An 18,710-nucleotide genomic window follows, 5' to 3' on the forward strand; every position below is an offset into this window, starting at 1 on the left:
CTTTGTCGCTCAGAAGCGACTTTATCAATATAACATTTCGTTATATTTTCGTCAACAACTTTTTTTAATAAGTTGTTTTTCGTTTGTTTTGTTTGTTACCTTTCGTGGCAACGAATATAAATATACCAGTTTGATTATTAAAATGCAATAGTTTTTCTAATAAAATTTTTAACTTAGTAAAAAGGTATAAAAACAGCACATTTCTTCTATATAAATATAATTTCTCGCACTATCAAGATTTACTATACCCACGCAACTCATGCTCAAATAAAAAAAAAGCTTTGGAGAAATCTCCAAAGCTTAGTCTTGTTTATGGCGCATAGCAGGGAATAATAATACATCACGAATAGATGGTGCATTTGTTAATAACATAACTAGACGATCGATACCGATTCCTAATCCACCCGTAGGAGGCATACCGTACTCAAGAGCTTCAATATAATCGTCATCCATCATGTGAGCTTCGTCATTACCTTGTTCGCGCTCTTTTAATTGCGCTTCAAAACGTTCTTTTTGATCGATTGGATCATTTAACTCAGTGAATGCATTTGCATGTTCACGCGCAACGATAAATAATTCGAAACGATCTGTAAATCTTGGATCTTCATCATTCTTTTTCGCAAGCGGCGAGATTTCTACCGGATGACCGTAAATAAATGTTGGTTGGATTAATTTATCTTCTACTTTTTGTTCGAAGAATTCATTTATAATATGACCAACTTCCATTGTATCTTTAATTTCTACATTATGTTCTTTTGCAAGTTCACGCGCTTCTTCTACACTCATCGGATTCCAGAAATCAGCTCCAGAGTATTGCTTAATCGCATCTACCATATGAAGACGTGTCCATTCTGGTTCTAGATTAATTTCATAATCACCATACTGGATTGTTGTTGTACCCAGTACTTTTTTCGCGATATGAGCAACCATATCTTCTGTTAACTTCATAATATCTTTATAATCAGCGTATGCTTCATATAATTCAATCATCGTAAACTCAGGGTTATGACGAGTTGATACACCCTCATTACGGAATACACGGCCGATCTCATATACTTTTTCTAAACCACCCACAATAAGACGCTTTAAATGTAGCTCAATTGCGATACGCATATATAATTCCATATCTAACGCATTATGATGTGTAGTGAAAGGACGCGCAGAAGCTCCACCTGCAATTGCATGCATCATAGGTGTTTCCACTTCAAGATAACCGTTGTCATCTAGGTATCTTCTCATCTCACGAATGATTTTACTACGAGTAACGAACGTTTCACGACTTTCCATACTTGTAATTAAGTCTAAGTAACGTTGACGGTAGCGTTGTTCAACATCTTTTAATCCATGGTATTTATCTGGTAATGGACGAAGAGATTTCGTTAATAGCGTAAAGCCTGTTGCTTTTACTGAAAGTTCTCCAACGTTTGTTTTGAACACTTTACCTTCAATACCTACTAAATCACCTAAATCTGCTGTTTTAAATAATTCGTACTCGTCATCTCCAACAGCATCTTTACGAACATAAATTTGAACTTGTCCATGTAAATCTTGAACATGTGCAAATCCAGCTTTCCCTTTTCCGCGTTTTGTCATAATACGACCAGCGATAGAAACAGCGATTTCCTTCTCCTCTAATTCCTCTTTAGAGAACTCTCCATATAGACTCACTAAGTCAGTTGTTGAATTTGTGCGTTCAAATCTTTTACCGAACGGGTCAATTCCTTGTTCACGTAAATTATGTAGCTTTTCACGACGAACAATCAATTGGTCGTTTAATTCTTCGTGGTTCATGTTATCCATGATATTGATATCACTCCAGCTCTATTTAATTTTACAATATATACAGTATAGCATTTTCTACTCAACTAGAAAAACTGCCAGCAACTAACTGGCAGCTCTTCTTTCTTTCACGTAATTATAGGAAGTGTATAGAAGAATGTCAATCTCCTATGTCCATTATTAACCAACGTAAATTGTTTGTTGTTTCGCTTCCACTTCTTCTACAAATGTACCTAACACATTCGCAAGGTCTTCCCGTGTGTTACAAGCATTAATACCATTACGTACACTCGCATTACCACGAACACCTTTTAAATACCAAGCTGCATGTTTTCTCATCTCTCTTACAGCGACACTTTCATTCTTTAAGTCGATAAGACGATCTAGATGCAACATACATACATCAATTTTCTCGCGCACTGTTGGTTCCGGCATTAATTCACCTGTCTCCAAATACTTTACCGTACGATAAATCATCCACGGATCTCCAAGAGCAGCACGACCAATCATAACACCATCTACACCAATTTCATCAAGCATACGCTTTGCATCTTGCGGCGTTGCGACATCACCATTTCCGATAACCGGGATATTTACAGATTGTTTTACTTGTTTAATAATATCCCAATCCGCTTTTCCTTCATACATTTGCACTCGTGTACGTCCGTGAACCGCCACAGCTTGGCCACCAGCACGCTCAACAGCCCTAGCATTTTCTATTGCGAAAATATGTTCTTCATCCCAACCGATACGCATTTTAACTGTAACCGGCTTTTCAACAGCATCTACAACCGCTGCTACCATTTCATATATTTTATTCGGGTCTAAAAGCCACCTTGCTCCAGCATCACATTTAACGATTTTCGGCACTGGACAACCCATATTAATATCAATTATGTCTGCTGTCGTATATTTATCTACATATTTCGCAGCATCTACAAGAGTTTCTTTCTCTCCACCAAAAATTTGTAAACTTAATGGCTTTTCTCTCTCGTCGATATATAACATATCTAATGTTCTTTTATTATTAAGCAATATTGCCTTATCACTTACCATTTCAGCACAAACTAAGCCGGCACCAAATTCTTTTACTGTTAAACGGAATGCAGAGTTACACACTCCCGCCATCGGTGCTAGTACAACCGGATTTTTCATCTCGATATTTGCAATCTTTAACAATCAATCTACTCCTTCCTGTACAATCACTTTGGCATTAATTCCTCTATCGAAACATTTAATGCCTTAGCAACTTCTACTACAAAATCTTGAGAAGGCGATCTATTCCCTCTCTCAACCTCACCTAAAACAGATACAGATACCCCTAGTGCTTTAGCAAAACCTTCTTGTGTGTAACCTTTTAGCTTTCGAAAAGCACGAATGCGTCTTCCCCATTTTTCTGCTTCCATACCGTTACTCCCTCTCGCCTTTTCATTTCTTCTACTTGTGAACATGAAATGTTTTGTTTTATGTCTTGATTAATTTCTAACAACGGAACGATAACAAAAGCTCTTTCAAACATCCGCGGATGCGGAACAATAAGATTCTCTGCTTCAATATTCTCTTGATTATAAAGTAAAATGTCAAGGTCGATAGTCCTCGGCCCCCACCTAATTTCCCTTTTTCTTCCTAGGTCATTTTCTACTTTTTGTGTTACTTTCAATAATTCTTGTGGTGATAAATTGGTAGAAATTTTTATAACTAAATTTAAAAAGCAACTTTGGTCAGTATAGCCAACTGGCTCAGTTTCATATACAGATGAAATATCATCAACCTGAATATAAGGATTTTTATTTAAAAACTGAATCGCTTCGGTTAGATACGTATAACGCTCTCCAATATTTGACCCTAATGCAATGTAAGCTATATTGTTCATGGACGTTCTCTCGTAATTTCTACTGCTACAGCACGATAATGACCCGGTATCGGTGGATCCGGCTTAATTACCTTAATTGTACAGCGCGAAATACTTTCATATTGTTTTAATATATCTGCAGCAATATTTTCAGCGATACTCTCCACAAGCTTATACTTTCTATCCTCAACAACTTTTCTACATAATTCGAAAAGCTCTCCATAATTGACCGAATGCTCTAAGTCATCACTTTCCCCTGCACGCTTTAAATCCAACTCCACCGTTAAGTCAACTTTAAATCTCTGACCTAATTTATTCTCCTCTGGGAACACGCCATGATAACCATAAAACTCCATATCATGGATATAAATTTTATCCAATTACCTTACCCCCTTACCAATCATCGCATCCATCATTTTAGCCATACGCGCCATTTCTTTCACATCATGGACACGAACAAACTCACAGCCCTTTTCAATACCAAGACAAACAGTAGCTCCCGTTCCCTCAAGGCGTTCCTCTACTGGCAAATCTAATACGTGCCCAATAAAGGACTTTCTCGAAGTACCTAAGAGAACCGGATAACCTAGCACATTTAACTGTTCTAAATTACGCATCGCCTCTAAGTTCTGCTCAGGTGTTTTAGCAAAACCGATACCTGGATCTAAAATAATATTCTCATCTCGCACACCAGCATTTTTAGCAATTTTAATACTGTCATACAAATCAGCAATCATATCCGCCATTAAATTACGATAATTCATGTTATCGCGGTTATGCATTAAAATGATGGGTACATCGTAATGAGCTGCGACTTCAGCAATTTTCGGCTCCGCCTTCGCTCCCCAAATATCATTAATAATATGAGCACCAGCCTCAATTGCTTGCTTTGCAACTTCAGCTTTATATGTATCGATAGATATAGGCAATTTTACTTCTTTTGAAACTGCTTGAATCATCGGGACAACTCGCTTTATTTCTTCTTCTACTGATACTTTAGCAAAACCCGGGCGAGTAGATTCGCCACCAATATCAATAATATGAGCACCTTCACCTTGCATTTCTTTTGCGTGACGTACCGCAGCATCTACCTCGTTGTAACTCCCACCATCAGAAAACGAATCTGGTGTTACATTTAAAATCCCCATAATTAATGTCTTTTCATTTAAATTCAATGTATATTCGCCGCAGCGTAAATCATAATCCCACTTCAAACTACACATCTCCTCTTCGTAATTCATTTCTGCTCCATAATTTCTCTCTTTGCATTCCATAAAGGTACATTAAACTTTTTGTAACCACTCCTACTTTACCCGGGAAATCCTGCGCTTCTATACGATAAAGCGGAACAATTTCTTGAATGGAGTTTGTTACGAAGACTTCATCCGCTGAAAGTAGCTCATCTTTTGTAAAGAAACCTTCCTTTACTTCTATATTTAATTCTTCAGCACTCTTTATAATAAACGCACGAGTGATACCATTTAAAATCCCTGTCTCTAACGAAGGTGTATATAAAACATCACCTTTCACAAAAAATAGATTGGAAACAATACCCTCTGCAACATAACCTGCTTCAGTAAGAAAAATACCTTCCTTACTCACAACATTTCCAATTTCACGCTTCCCTAAAATATTATTTAAATAATGATGAGACTTCAGACGAAATGTTCCTTCCGGTGTATTTCGCACTTGTTTTAGAATAACACCTTCTTTTTCCACTACATCTCCTGGAGCTGTTAAAGGTTTTATAAAAACAATAACCGAAGGCTCTTCATACATTTCCGTTTGTAATCCTATTTCATCTATACCCGCTGATACATTAAAACGTACATATGCATGCTTCAATTCATTCTTAGCGAGTAAATCTTTCAAAATAAGCATCACGTCATTTTTTGTCATTGTCCATTTAATTTGCAATGTATCCAGCGCTTCTATTAAACGGTCATAATGATCATCCAATAAGAAAGGATGACCATTATAAATACGAAACGTTTCAAAAACTCCAAGACCATATAAATAACCATGATCATAAGGAGAAATTTTCGCTTCACTTGCTTCTACATACTGACCATTTACGTAAATTAACATAACGTTGCACTTGGACTGTATTTACAAATGAAATTCTGTAACAACTCTTTCCCATGAGAAGTCATAATAGATTCCGGATGGAATTGCACACCCTCTATCGGCAATGTCTTATGACGAAGTGCCATAATTTCTCCTTCCTCTGTCCAAGATGTTACCTCTAAGCAATCGGGTAACGTCTCTTTCTTAACAATAAGGGAATGATAGCGCGTCGCAGTAAACGGATTAGGAATATCCGAAAAAATCGTCTTTCCATCATGATGCATAAGCGACGTTTTCCCATGCATTAATCGTTCTGCACGGACAACCTCTCCACCAAACACTTGTGCAATGGATTGATGCCCTAGACAAACTCCAAAAATCGGAATCTTTCCAGCAAAGTATTTAATAACTTCCATACTAATCCCAGCTTCATTAGGACTACATGGACCTGGAGAAATCATTAGAAAATCTGGTTTCATATTCTCAATATCTGAAATGGTCACTTCATTGTTACGTTTAACAACGAGCTCTTGTCCAAGTTCTCCAAGAAACTGCACTAAATTAAATGTAAAAGAATCATAATTATCAATCATTAATATCATTTCTCTCACCTAACCGTTTCTTCGCTACGTTCTTTTGCACGCCATAAAGCAATCGCCTTTTTTAACGACTCTTTATATTCATTTTCTGGATTTGAATCAATTACAATTCCCGCCCCTGCTTGTACATGAGCTTTTCCATCTTTAGCAAGAAGCGTTCTAATTACAATATTCAATTCTGTATCTCCAGAATAACCAATCCAACCGATTGAACCTGTATAAATCCCTCTTCGAACAGGTTCTAATTCCTCAATAATTTCCATCGTACGTATTTTCGGGGCACCAGTAATTGTTCCCCCAGGGAATACAGCCTTCACTAAATCAAAAGCATCTTTATCTTCTTCCACCTCACCACGCACATTAGAAACAATATGCATAACATGTGAGTATTTCTCAATTACCATAAATTCATCCACTTCTACAGTGCCATATTTACAAACACGTCCTAAATCATTTCTTTCTAAATCCACAAGCATTACATGCTCTGCTCTTTCTTTTTCGTTCTCAATTAATTCTCTTGCTAATTCTTCATCCTCTTGCTCATCCGCGCCTCTAGATCTCGTTCCAGCAATTGGTCTTGTACTTACTTCAGTTCCTTGTTTCTTAATTAACAACTCTGGCGATCCACTAACAATTTGAAAATCCCCAAGCTCCAGGTAACCCATATATGGAGATGGATTAATTTCACGAAGACTTGTATAAATTTCTAGTGGGTGTGTCTGTAACGTTCTTTCTTGTCTCGTCGACAAGTTTACTTGGAACACATCACCCGCCCCAATATATTCTTGAATACATTCAACTGCCTTCATAAAGCCGGCTTCAGTAAAAGCAACTGCTTCACTTTTCTTTTCAGGACTTTCAAAGGGCACAGTCACTTCAGGCGCTTCTGTCATCCAAAGACTCTTCCACTCATTTAGCCGTTCTTTTGCCTCTTCATATTTATCTACATAATGCGTAATAACCCATAACACTTGTTCTTTTTGATCATAGACAAATACGTCATCAAATAATAAAAAGAAGATGTCAGGTATATTAATATCATCTTCCGCAAGAGAAGGCAGCTTTTCAATATAACGGATACAGTCATAACTGAAATAGCCAATTGCACCACCTTGAAAAGGCGGATACTCTGGGTTATAGTCCGTCTTCCATTGTTCCATATATTCTTGCATTAAATCTAACGGATTCCCCCGTTTTATTGTTTCCTTACCACTTTCACTTATATGTAACGTTTCATCCTTCCCTCGGATTACCGCTACTGGGTTCAGCCCTACAATGTTATAACGACCGCCACGGCCGCTTTCTAACAAAATATGTTGCGATTTACCCTGAGAAAGAAATTTATATTGCTTAAAGAAATCTAACTGATATGGAATAGAAAGCGCTAAAGATTTTCTTCGTTGCATATCAACACCCCGTCTTCTTTTATCCCACCCTCTTAGATTAACCAGCTCAAACTACATAAGTTATTTATATAGAGATTGATTATACTCGAAGGCTAGTGAAAATAATTTAATTATACTACCTCTTATTTTACATGAAGTTTTCTAGTCATTCACTCTTTTCCTATTTCCAATCCCAAAAGAAAAAGCACCCTTTTTCAAGGATGCTTTTTCAATCGCGTTTAATTATGATTCAAATTGATAAAGTGGTGTACTTAAATAACGTTCACCGTTACTCGGGATAATAACAAGTACCTTTTTCCCTTTACCTAACTTTTTCGCAACTTCTGTTGCTGCATAAATAACTGCACCTGAAGAGATACCAACTAAAATACCTTCCTCTTTAGCCACTCTTCTCGCATATTCAAATGCTTGCTCTGTTTTCACTTGAATAATTTCATCATATACTTCTACATCCAACGTCTCCGGAATAAATCCCGCCCCAATTCCTTGGATTTTATGTGGACCTGGTTTCCCACCAGATAATACTGGTGAATCTGCAGGTTCTACTGCATAAATTTTAATATCTTTATACGCTTCCTTCAGTACTTCACCCGCACCAGTAATCGTTCCACCTGTACCAATACCTGCAATAAACGCATCTAATTGGTCGCCCATTTGTTCAATAATTTCTGGACCTGTTGTTAAACGGTGAATTTCTGGATTCGATTGGTTTTTGAACTGTTGTGGTATAAAGTAGCCATGCTCTTTTGCTAATTCAGTCGCTTTACGAATTGCTCCACCCATTCCTTCAGGCCCTGGAGTCAATACTAATTCCGCACCGTAAGCACGTAATAAATTACGACGCTCAATACTCATTGTTTCTGGCATTACTAAGATTGCATTATATCCTTTAGCAGCCGCTACCATCGCTAAACCAATTCCTGTATTACCACTTGTCGGCTCAATGATTGTATCGCCTTCTTTTAATAATCCATTTTTTTCAGCATCTTCAATCATAGCTAATGCGATACGATCTTTAACGCTACTCCCCGGATTCATAAATTCTAATTTTAAGTATATATCTGCGCTGTCTGATTCTACGATGCGGTTCAACTTGACGATCGGCGTTTTCCCGATTAATTCTGAAACTGATTGTGCCACTCGCATTCCTGTCACTCCTAACACCGAGTATTTTTATTGGTTTTATCTATATTTAGATTTTGTCAGAAAATTCCCTGTTTGTCAATTCATTTGGAGGATTGCTCCTCTTAATTCCCTTATTACAAATTCTCGATTAAATTTGTAATATCTTCTTTAGAGAACTTGTATCGTTCATTACAGAAATGACAGTGCACTTCTGTCTCTTCCTCTTCTTCACGAACTTGCTCTAACTCTGTTTTACCTAAACTAATTAATACACTCTCAATACGCTCGCGTGAGCATGTGCAATTAAATTGAACATCCATCGTTTCTAATACTTTTACTTTATCTTCTCCAAGAACTGCATATAGTAGCTCTTCCGGAGAAAGGCCTTGTTCAATCAACGTTGATACAGGGGGAATTTTTTGTAAACGGTCTTCAATAAATGAAATCGTTTCATCTTGCGCACCCGGCATAATTTGAAGGATAAATCCACCTGCCGCTAATATGCTATCATCTCCATTTACAAGAACACCAACACCTACAGAAGAAGGCGTTTGTTCAGAAACTGCAAAATAATACGTAAAGTCTTCTCCTAATTCTCCTGAAACGATTGGAGATTGACCAATAAACGGCTCACGCATTCCAATATCTTTAATTACAGTTACAAACCCCTCTGTACCTACCGCTTGATATACACGTAACTTCCCTTGTTCTGTTCCTTCAAAATCAACATGCGGATTCGTTACATAACCACGTACATCTCCATTTGCATGAGCATCTACTAAGATAGGACCAATCGGACCGTTACCTTCTACCTTAATCGTTAACTTTTGCTCACCTTTTAACATTGCGCCCATCATTGTACCCGCAGTTAAAGAACGCCCTAGTGCCGCTGAAGCTGTTCTCCATGTATCATGACGTCTTTGCGCCTCACTTACTGTATTTGTTGTACGTACACTATACGCACGCACTTCTCCATCAAACGCTAACGCTTTTACTAAATAATCTTTCATACGTATTTATTCACCTTTCTCATGCTGTAAATTTGCATTACGTTCATATAACATGTATAAACCTTTTAACGTTAAAAATGGATCTACAATATCAATTACATTCGATTCTTCGGAAATTAATTTTGCTAATCCACCTGTTGCAATAACTTTAGGTTCTTGTCTAGCTTCTTCTTTCATACGCTTAACAATACCTTCCACTTGTCCAACATAACCATAAAGAATACCCGATTGCATCGCACTTACTGTATTTTTCCCAACTACACTGCTTGGTTTTGTAATTTCGATACGAGGAAGTTTTGCTGCTCTGCTATATAAAGCCTCTGCTGAAATCATAATTCCTGGCGTAATAACTCCACCCATATAATGCTTTTCTTCGTTAATATAACAATATGTAGTAGCCGTACCAAAATCAACAATAATAAGCGGACTTCCATATAAGTGGATTCCTGCTACTGCATTTACAATTCGGTCTGCGCCTACTTCACGCGGATTTTCATATTTAATATTTAGCCCTGTTTTTATCCCAGGCCCTACTACAAGCGGTTTAATTTTAAAATATTTTTCACACATGCGCTCTAAAGCAAACATAATTGGTGGTACGACTGAAGACACAATAATACCTTTCACATCTTCAAACGAAAGACCTTCATGCTCAAGCAATTGCTTTACAAGCATTCCATATTCATCTTCTGTCTTATGACGATCTGTTTCCATGCGCCAATGCTGACGAAGTTCCCCCTCTTCAAACACACCTAGTACAGCATTTGTGTTCCCTACATCCAATACAAAAATCATATTCTCACCACTTATCTTATTTAATCTATATTTGTGCAGTATGTATAAAACTTATAAAAACATCATATCACACATACTTATATAATCAGCTTTCCTATCCTCATCATTTTACAAAAAGATTGCTCTCTATTTCAATTTTTAATACTAGTTTTACTTAAATTACTTTATCCACTAAGTTCTCAATAGTAATTAACAAAGGTTTTAACAAACAAAAAAGGAGTGACGATAGTCACTCCTTTGTTTCTTACTTATCTTCTTTATCTTCATCGTCTTTCTTCATGTTGATGTTTACTTTCACATCATCTGAAGATGTTGGACGTTCTGGCAATCTGCCGTAATCACATAAATGATTGATTTGCTCAGCATCTAACGTTTCTACTTCAAGTAACGTTTTTGCAATAAGATCTAGCTTATCACGATTTTCAGTAAGAATGTCTTTTGCACGAGCATAACATTCTTTCATAATCGTTTGCATTTCTACATCGATATCGTGTGCAATTGCATCACTGTAGTTTTGCTCTGAATGGAAGTCTCTTCCTAAGAACACTTGACCACCTTGCGAACTACCAAATTGCATTGGTCCAAGCTTATCACTCATACCGAATTCTGTAACCATACGTCTTGCAATGCCCGTCGCACGTTGGAAGTCGTTGTGAGCACCTGTACTCACTTCACCAAATACAATCTCCTCAGCTACTCGACCACCAAGTAAACCAGTGATTTTATCAAGTAACTCTGGCTTTGTCATGAAGTAACGATCTTCTTTCGGAAGCATTACTGCATATCCACCAGCTTGACCACGAGGGACAATTGTTACTTTATGAACGACATCAGCTTCATCAAGAACAACACCAATTACAGTATGACCCGCTTCATGGAAAGCAACGATATTACGTTCTTTTTCAGAGATAACACGACTTTTCTTAGCCGGACCTGCAATAACGCGATCCGTTGCTTCATCAATGTCACTCATATCAATTTTCTTCTTATCTTGACGCGCAGCTACTAAAGCAGCTTCGTTTAATAAGTTTTCAAGATCAGCACCAGAGAATCCTGGCGTACGAGTTGCAATTGCTCTTAAGTTGATATTCTCATCAAGCGGTTTATTACGAGCATGCACCTTCAGTACAGCTTCACGGCCATTTACATCTGGACGATCTACTGTAATTTGACGGTCAAAACGACCTGGACGTAATAATGCTGGATCAAGAATATCAGGACGGTTTGTCGCAGCGATGATAATAATACCTTCGTTTGCACCGAATCCATCCATTTCAACAAGTAATTGGTTCAACGTTTGCTCACGCTCATCATGGCCACCACCAAGACCTGCGCCACGTTGACGCCCTACTGCATCAATTTCATCAATGAAAATGATACAAGGAGCATTTTTCTTTGCATTTTCAAATAAATCACGTACACGTGATGCACCGACACCGACAAACATCTCTACGAAGTCAGAACCACTGATAGAGAAGAATGGAACGCCAGCCTCACCTGCAACAGCACGTGCTAATAAAGTTTTACCTGTACCTGGAGGTCCAACTAATAGGACACCCTTTGGAATACGAGCACCAACTTCAGAGAACTTACGAGGGTCTTTCAAGAATTCAACTACCTCAACAAGTTCTTGTTTCTCTTCATCCGCACCAGCAACATCTCTGAAACGAACTTTTTTCTTTTCATCATTATATAACTTCGCCTTACTTTTCCCGAAGTTCATAACACGGCTACCGCCGCCTTGAGCTTGGTTTAATAAGAAGAAGAATAAAATGAAGATGATGACAAATGGAATGATTGAAGTAAAGAATGTTACCCAAGCACTTGTTTCTTCTGCTGGTTGATACTTAACTTCGGCACCTTTCGCTTTATCATTAATTTTCTTTTGTAATTCCTCAGTATTTGGTGCATAAGTAACAAATTGTTCTCCTTGGCTAGAGTTATTAAATTGTCCTTTTACCTCAAATACACCATTTTTCGGTTGAAGTTGCACATTACGCACTTCACCGCTTTCTAGTTTAGTAATGAATTTGTCGTAGCTAACTGATGTCGTTTTTTGTGTCGAACCATTAAAATAGCTCACGATTCCAATTACTACTAAGAATATCAGTAAATAAAAGATGGTATTACGGAAGATACGATTCATTCCTAACCTCCTCTCACGGCATAAACACTATAGTAAATCGTAACATAGAAAAACTTTCCTATACAATTGTGAAGCCTATATTTAATTAATTTGAGTAAACGCTTGGTTTTAATACGCCTACATAAGGAAGATTACGGTACTGCTCTTTATAATCTAATCCATATCCTACTACAAATTCATGTGGAACAGTAAATCCAACATAATCCGCTTTCAGATCAACCTTACGGCCTGTTGGCTTATCTAATAATGTAACAATTTTTACAGACTTCGCTTTACGATATTTGAATAAGTCTACTAAGTAGCTTAGTGTAAGACCACTATCAATAATATCTTCGACGATTAAAATATCGCGACCTTCTACAGAAGTATCAAGATCTTTTAAAATTTTCACTTCGCCTGTTGAAACTGTAGAGTGACCGTAACTAGATACAGCCATAAAATCCATTTCAAGATATGTATCTGTTCTCTTTAATAAATCTGCCATGAATGGCATTGCGCCTTTTAATACACCAATTGCAAGAGGTACTGTGTTTTTATAATCCTCTGCAACAATTGCACCTAGTTCGCGCACCTTTTCTTGTATTTGCTCTTCAGAAATTAATACTTTTTCGATATCTTGATTCATCATTTCATTATCCTCCCGGAAGACTCCTTGCTTTTGTAGTGAATAATCATATATTTATCCTTCTTTGCCATCTCTTTCGAAATTGCAAATGCAGATCGCTTCAACAAGGGTACCCAAATAATGGTCCCACTTGCATCACAAACGACCGGCCATTCTTCTCTTTTTTCTTTCGGTACTTTTGCTTCGATAAAAATAGCTTTTATCTTTTTCGTGCCATTCATACCTTGTATTGACATGCGATCTCCATTTTCCCTAGAACGAATACGAAGTGGATATGATATATCATTATACTTAGCAACAAATACTGTTTCATTCATGTTACTTGGTATATCTTCGCTCACCTCTGTTACAAATTCATCCCCGTTCAATAGCGTAATGGTCCCGGGTACTGATAAATCTTGTAAAAAAGGAGAAACAATTTCTTGTTTAAATCTAAAGCTACACTCCTCGTATGTACGAACAATTTTCAAATCACCTGGAAAATCAAGTGAACCTGAAGGTTGTGTCCGCTTAAAAAACTCAATCACCTTGTCAATATGTATGGAAGAAAGAGAAGATGGAATCTTATATTCATAAAGATAGTTTAATATTAGTTGAATCCCTCTTCTTTGTAAAGGCATAGACATGGATTCAAAGGCAGGAATTGATAAGCTAATTTGTTTATCACTTTTTTTTGTAATTACTTTATTCATTTTCTCAAAAGCTAATTCCTGCAAATAAGCCTCATCCTCTTGCATCTGCACGCTAAATTTTTGGAATTTCTCATGCACTTGTGGATTTTCTTCTTTCAAATGAGGAAGGACATATTTACGTAATCGATTCCTTTTATATACTTCCTTTTTATTACTCGGATCTATACGTGGCATTAAATTTAGCTTATTACAGTAATCAACAATTTCTTCCTTCGTTACCCCAAGTAACGGCCTAATTAAATACCCATTATGAAAAGGACGCTTCACTGCAATTCCTGCATATCCTTTCGGAGTACTCCCTCTTACAAGACGCATTAAAATTGTCTCGACTTGATCATCTCCATGATGTCCAAGAGCAACATATCTTGCATCATATTTCTTCATTATTCTTTCCAAAAATGCATATCTGCATTCTCTAGCAGCAACCTGTGCATTCATTCCGTATTGCTGTTGATATTGTGATACATTAATCCTTATCGTTTCACAAATAATTCCCAGTTCTTCACAGAGGCCCTGCACAAACCGTAAATCCTCATGAGATTCATCACCTCTAAACATATGATCCACATGAGCTACTACAATTTCCAACTGTTTTTCCGCTCTTTTTTCTAATAAATAATATAAAAGCGCTAACGAGTCAGGACCACCAGAAACTCCCACAACAATTGTTGAATCATTTTTTAATACATCATGCTGCTTTACAAAGTCATCTACTTTTTCAACAAATGTATCTTTCAACTTCGTAATCACCTTTCATTAAACAAGAACAGCAACGTTAGTTGCCTTGTCTACAATGGTACAACTTTTACAAACATTGTGCAAAAAAAAGATATACAAAAATTACATTTTTATCTTACATCCTCCGTGTATATTCACAAAATTAATAACATTACCTTTTTCCACAAAAAAACCTAGGTATTCACCTAGGTTTTTAAAATCAAATTATAGATAAACATTCCACTTACATTTTACTGCGCCTGCATTCCTACAATCGGAATCGTAGCCCACTTCGGCATATTTTTCTTCACTTTTGCCACTACAATAGTCATATCATCATTTATATAACCATCACAAGAGCGAATCACTTCTTCCATAATGATATCAGCAATTTCTTGCGGGTCTTCGGTTTGCAATTCTTTAATTTTTCGTTTCATCCACAATTCATGATTCTCCACATGCTGTGCTCCCTCAAAAATCCCATCGCTCATCATAATAAGAATATCGCCCGTTTTTAATTGTTCACCCACCACATCAACTTCAACATCTTCAATGATTCCCATCGGCAAATTACTTGCTTCAATTTTCAAAATATTATTTGCGCGTTTAACAAAACTCGGCGTCGATCCAATCTTTAAAAACCTTGCACTCGCATCCCGCAAATCTACCATAGCTAAATCTAACGTCGTAAACATCTCTTCTGTCGTTCTCAAAGAAAGAATTGAATTGATAGACTTAATTGCTATTTCTTCATCAATGCCCGATTGGAGTATTTTTTGTAATAATTTCACCGTTTCCTTACTTTCCATATGAGCCCTTTGCCCATTCCCCATACCATCACTAATTGCAAGTGCATATTTACCAACACTTAAATCCATCATCGCATAAGAGTCACCCGAAACAAATCCACCGCCTTTTGCAGCTGTAGCCAATCCTGTATCAAGAGAATACGTCTTCGCCGAACCAAATGATATTAAACTATGGCCATTTGGATAAGAAGACTTTTCTTCATGTTTAACGACAATATTTTCTTTAAGGATATCCGAAAGCATCGGTGCAACTAACTTTTCACATTCACCATGTTCATTAGATGCAACTGGAATTAACATTTCAATATCAATACTTCCTCTATCTAAACAATAAATATCAACATGCTCTACTTCGACACCAAAATCACGGAATGCTTGCATAATCTGTTCTTCCTGCACTTGATGATTTTCACGCTCTCGTTGTATCTCCTTAGCAAAATCCTCCATAACCTTTGATACACCTAATAATTGCTCCGCTACTATTCTACGATTTTCCTTCATTTGTTTTCGTAATTTTTGTCCCTCATAGAAGTGATCTAATTCACCCGCTACTAAATCCGTCACTTTTTTCCCTCTCACACAATGCTTGTCCCACTCACGAACTAATTTACGATTATGTTGCAGGGTTCCTTCTTCCGTTTCATTCATTATTTGTTTCATATAATCGTACGTTTTATCAAAATTCACTACCCAGCATTGATCCTTTTTAAAGCATGTTTGACATGTTTTCGCAGTAATTGTACTCAAAAACAAATCTGCTTCTGTCTCTTTATCTTCTTCCTCTACATACCCATATACAGAAAAGCTATTAGATAAAGCAGCAAATACATTTGCAAATTGGTTGATTTTATTTGCTGTAACATCACGCATCCTTCTTAAATATTGTTGTTGGTCTTGCGAATGCTCTTGTGTACCTGGCATAAATTTAGCAATACGATCCAAAACAAGCTTCGGTGTTAATAAGAAGATAACAATCGCTACACCTGACTCAATTAAAGTTGTTACAATATTTGTCTGTTTGTCCACATATAATGTAATTAAGCTTGTCCCAATTAATAAACCTAAACTAACACCTAAACGCTTCCCTTCTTTTAACAATCCACCAAGCAATCCAGAGAAAGCAAGAAGGCTAAGCTGAGACAAGCTAGACACATTTGCTAAACTTAATATTAGTCCTGTTACAACCCCTACTGTGGATCCTGTGGCAGCACCTGCAATAAATGCAAATACTAGCACTAAATACCTTGTAAAAATATGTTGAATAGAAGCATCATATACAAACCAATCTGTTGTACCCGTTAAAACAGATGCTAGTAATATAATCAAACAAACAATTTCTTCCGTCTCTAATGCCTGTTGTTTTCCTTTCCTTTCCACTAAAAGCGGGACGCTTTGTAAAAATATCATAGTTAATACGAAACTAAGCCCAGCCTCAATGGTACTAACGAGTAAATCGTACATGGTGACAGTTTGTTGCGCAAAATATACAACAACTAAGTGTGCGGTTAATGCGGAGATAAATACTTGAAATGGAACAAGTCCAACAGTTTTACGTGTAAATCGACTAAAGAAGATATTATAAATGAAGAAGGTAAAGATAGATGCAAAGGTAAAAAACAAATTATCTATCGATACCGAAAGAGCTCCTCCCATTAGAGCTAAAAATGCTAGCGGCATCTTATCCCGCTTCATAACATAAACAGCAGCAAAAAATGGTAGTGCAAACGGTAAAATATTTGTTAATATATATGCTCGTCCCAAAAGAAAACCAATAACAACAATAATAAATCCCCATCTAAAGAAAACTTGCTCAAATTTCATTCGCAACTTACTCGTCCACTTTATTCCTCCAAGCTGACTCTCATTCATTGCCAATGCACTTGTATTCATAGTATTCCTTCCTGCTTTAGGCATATTTTTAACACCACCTGCATAGTTTAATTACTGTCATTATAAAAGATGATTGTTGGTTTTTTTGTCAAAACAACAGTTTTCACTTTTATAATCGTTCGACTTTTTATTCGAAATAACTCTACAGATATACACGGTATGTAAGTTATTTTTGATATTTTAATTAAATATTCAGAAAATATAGGGTGATTTTGTAGAAGTGTTGTATATCTTAATTTATTTAACAAAAAAAGATCATGCAAATTTGCATGATCTTTTTAGATGACCCGTACGGGATTCGAACCCGTGTTACCGCCGTGAAAGGGCGGTGTCTTAACCACTTGACCAACGGGCCGTTAAATTAAATATAGCGGCGGAGGGGATCGAACCCCCGACCTCACGGGTATGAACCGTACGCTCTAGCCAGCTGAGCTACACCGCCATGTCGTCTTATTTAACGGACAATTAGTATCTTACATCAGATACTAATTAAAGTCAACACATCTCAAAAACTTTTTTGAAAATATTTTTAACATATAAAAAAGCACCCTGAGCCATCACCCTGGGTACCTCTCTATATGTTAAAAACTAAACGTCCTTATTATCCGCGACGCGCGCCACGGCCACCACGTTTAGACTCTGTGTTACGCTTTAAAGAAGTTAAACGATCTTCGCTATCTTTTAAGAAGCGTGCCATCTTTTGCTCAAATGTTTCTTTCGGAGCTCGGTCGTTACCGCCACCGCGATTATCTCTGTTGAAAGAGCGATTATTACGTTGTGGACGTCCAGAACGTTGTTGATCACCACCGCGTTGGTATTCACCGCGTGGACGATCTCCTTCTGTTTTTTCACGTTCTTTCGCTTTTTTGATAGATAAACCAATCTTTCCATCTTTTTCAACATTAATAACTTTTACTTCTACTTGGTCGCCCACTTTTAAGTGATCGTTAATATCTTTTACATAGTTATCAGCAACTTCACTAATATGAACAAGACCCGTTAAGCCCTCTGGCAGCTCCACAAAAGCCCCAAAATTTGTAATACCTGTTACTTTACCCTGTAACTTGCTGCCTACCTCGATTGACATAAAAAAAATGCTCCTCCTTAGTGGTTAAAAAGTCAAATTTTACTTTATTATATATAATCCTAAAATATAGTGTCAATAAGACATACTCTACTTAGAAACAGGAAAAATTAT

General features: G+C 37.0%; 17 protein-coding genes and 2 tRNA genes. All 19 read right to left on the reverse strand.

The features are described from left to right. Positions 1–300: 300 nt before the first annotated feature. The 19 genes from lysS to ACQGS6_RS11435 all read right to left on the reverse strand — a co-directional run bounded on the left by lysS (position 301) and on the right by ACQGS6_RS11435 (position 18,599). A complete protein-coding gene (lysS, locus tag ACQGS6_RS11345; RefSeq protein WP_000369668.1) occupies positions 301–1,800 on the reverse strand; it encodes a lysine--tRNA ligase in 1,500 nt (499 codons plus the stop codon). Between the two features lie 159 nt (positions 1,801–1,959). Beyond that, positions 1,960–2,958 carry a tRNA dihydrouridine synthase DusB gene (gene dusB, locus ACQGS6_RS11350; protein WP_000912251.1) on the reverse strand — a complete coding sequence of 333 codons (999 nt, stop codon included), beginning with the start codon at positions 2,956–2,958 and terminating at the stop codon, positions 1,960–1,962. Between the two features lie 23 nt (positions 2,959–2,981). Further along, the gene (locus ACQGS6_RS11355; RefSeq protein WP_000387024.1) at positions 2,982–3,185 is read right to left on the reverse strand and encodes a helix-turn-helix domain-containing protein; all 204 of its coding nucleotides are present in this window, start codon (positions 3,183–3,185) and stop codon (positions 2,982–2,984) included. Further along, the gene (folK, locus tag ACQGS6_RS11360; RefSeq protein WP_001059447.1) at positions 3,137–3,652 is read right to left on the reverse strand and encodes a 2-amino-4-hydroxy-6-hydroxymethyldihydropteridine diphosphokinase; all 516 of its coding nucleotides are present in this window, start codon (positions 3,650–3,652) and stop codon (positions 3,137–3,139) included. Before folK ends, ACQGS6_RS11355 begins: the two co-directional genes overlap by 49 nt. Next, positions 3,649–4,011: a dihydroneopterin aldolase gene (gene folB / locus ACQGS6_RS11365; RefSeq protein WP_000358062.1), complete on the reverse strand. Its 363-nt coding sequence runs from the start codon at positions 4,009–4,011 to the stop codon at positions 3,649–3,651. The genes folK and folB overlap by 4 nt, the downstream gene beginning before the upstream one ends. Beyond that, positions 4,012–4,872, reverse strand: coding sequence for a dihydropteroate synthase (folP, locus tag ACQGS6_RS11370; RefSeq protein WP_002103948.1), 861 nt, complete (start codon positions 4,870–4,872; stop codon positions 4,012–4,014). Next, positions 4,847–5,719, reverse strand: coding sequence for an aminodeoxychorismate lyase (gene pabC / locus ACQGS6_RS11375; protein ID WP_000909873.1), 873 nt, complete (start codon positions 5,717–5,719; stop codon positions 4,847–4,849). The genes folP and pabC overlap by 26 nt, the downstream gene beginning before the upstream one ends. After that, a complete protein-coding gene (pabA, locus tag ACQGS6_RS11380) occupies positions 5,713–6,300 on the reverse strand; it encodes an aminodeoxychorismate/anthranilate synthase component II (protein ID WP_000602309.1) in 588 nt (195 codons plus the stop codon). The genes pabC and pabA overlap by 7 nt, the downstream gene beginning before the upstream one ends. A gap of 5 nt (positions 6,301–6,305) precedes the next feature. Next, positions 6,306–7,703 carry an aminodeoxychorismate synthase component I gene (pabB, locus tag ACQGS6_RS11385; protein WP_001189719.1) on the reverse strand — a complete coding sequence of 466 codons (1,398 nt, stop codon included), beginning with the start codon at positions 7,701–7,703 and terminating at the stop codon, positions 6,306–6,308. Between the two features lie 222 nt (positions 7,704–7,925). Then, positions 7,926–8,849 carry a cysteine synthase A gene (gene cysK, locus ACQGS6_RS11390; protein ID WP_001261718.1) on the reverse strand — a complete coding sequence of 308 codons (924 nt, stop codon included), beginning with the start codon at positions 8,847–8,849 and terminating at the stop codon, positions 7,926–7,928. Between the two features lie 113 nt (positions 8,850–8,962). Continuing rightward, positions 8,963–9,838: a redox-regulated molecular chaperone HslO gene (gene hslO, locus ACQGS6_RS11395; protein ID WP_000656372.1), complete on the reverse strand. Its 876-nt coding sequence runs from the start codon at positions 9,836–9,838 to the stop codon at positions 8,963–8,965. A gap of 6 nt (positions 9,839–9,844) precedes the next feature. Further along, positions 9,845–10,633, reverse strand: coding sequence for a type III pantothenate kinase (locus tag ACQGS6_RS11400; protein WP_000578368.1), 789 nt, complete (start codon positions 10,631–10,633; stop codon positions 9,845–9,847). A gap of 244 nt (positions 10,634–10,877) precedes the next feature. Then, entirely contained in the window at positions 10,878–12,779 is a 1,902-nt protein-coding gene (ftsH, locus tag ACQGS6_RS11405) for an ATP-dependent zinc metalloprotease FtsH (RefSeq protein ID WP_001079672.1), read from the reverse strand. Positions 12,780–12,864: 85 nt separating this feature from the next. Further along, positions 12,865–13,407: a hypoxanthine phosphoribosyltransferase gene (hpt, locus tag ACQGS6_RS11410; RefSeq protein WP_000981844.1), complete on the reverse strand. Its 543-nt coding sequence runs from the start codon at positions 13,405–13,407 to the stop codon at positions 12,865–12,867. Continuing rightward, the gene (gene tilS, locus ACQGS6_RS11415; RefSeq protein ID WP_426965148.1) at positions 13,404–14,834 is read right to left on the reverse strand and encodes a tRNA lysidine(34) synthetase TilS; all 1,431 of its coding nucleotides are present in this window, start codon (positions 14,832–14,834) and stop codon (positions 13,404–13,406) included. Before tilS ends, hpt begins: the two co-directional genes overlap by 4 nt. Positions 14,835–15,064: 230 nt before the next feature. After that, positions 15,065–17,536 carry a stage II sporulation protein E gene (spoIIE, locus tag ACQGS6_RS11420; protein WP_001123552.1) on the reverse strand — a complete coding sequence of 824 codons (2,472 nt, stop codon included), beginning with the start codon at positions 17,534–17,536 and terminating at the stop codon, positions 15,065–15,067. 259 nt (positions 17,537–17,795) lie between these two features. Beyond that, positions 17,796–17,867: transfer RNA gene (locus tag ACQGS6_RS11425), tRNA-Glu, on the reverse strand. 13 nt (positions 17,868–17,880) lie between these two features. Next, positions 17,881–17,954: transfer RNA gene (locus ACQGS6_RS11430), tRNA-Met, on the reverse strand. A 159-nt stretch (positions 17,955–18,113) separates the two neighbouring features. Beyond that, on the reverse strand, positions 18,114–18,599 hold the full coding sequence (locus tag ACQGS6_RS11435; protein WP_000021451.1) for a S1 domain-containing RNA-binding protein: 486 nt from the start codon (positions 18,597–18,599) through the stop codon (positions 18,114–18,116). Between the last annotated feature and the right edge of the window lie 111 nt (positions 18,600–18,710).

The organism is Bacillus sp. GMs2/2 (assembly GCF_050172095.1).
GTDB classification, from domain to species: Bacteria; Bacillota; Bacilli; order Bacillales; family Bacillaceae_G; genus Bacillus_A; species Bacillus_A cereus.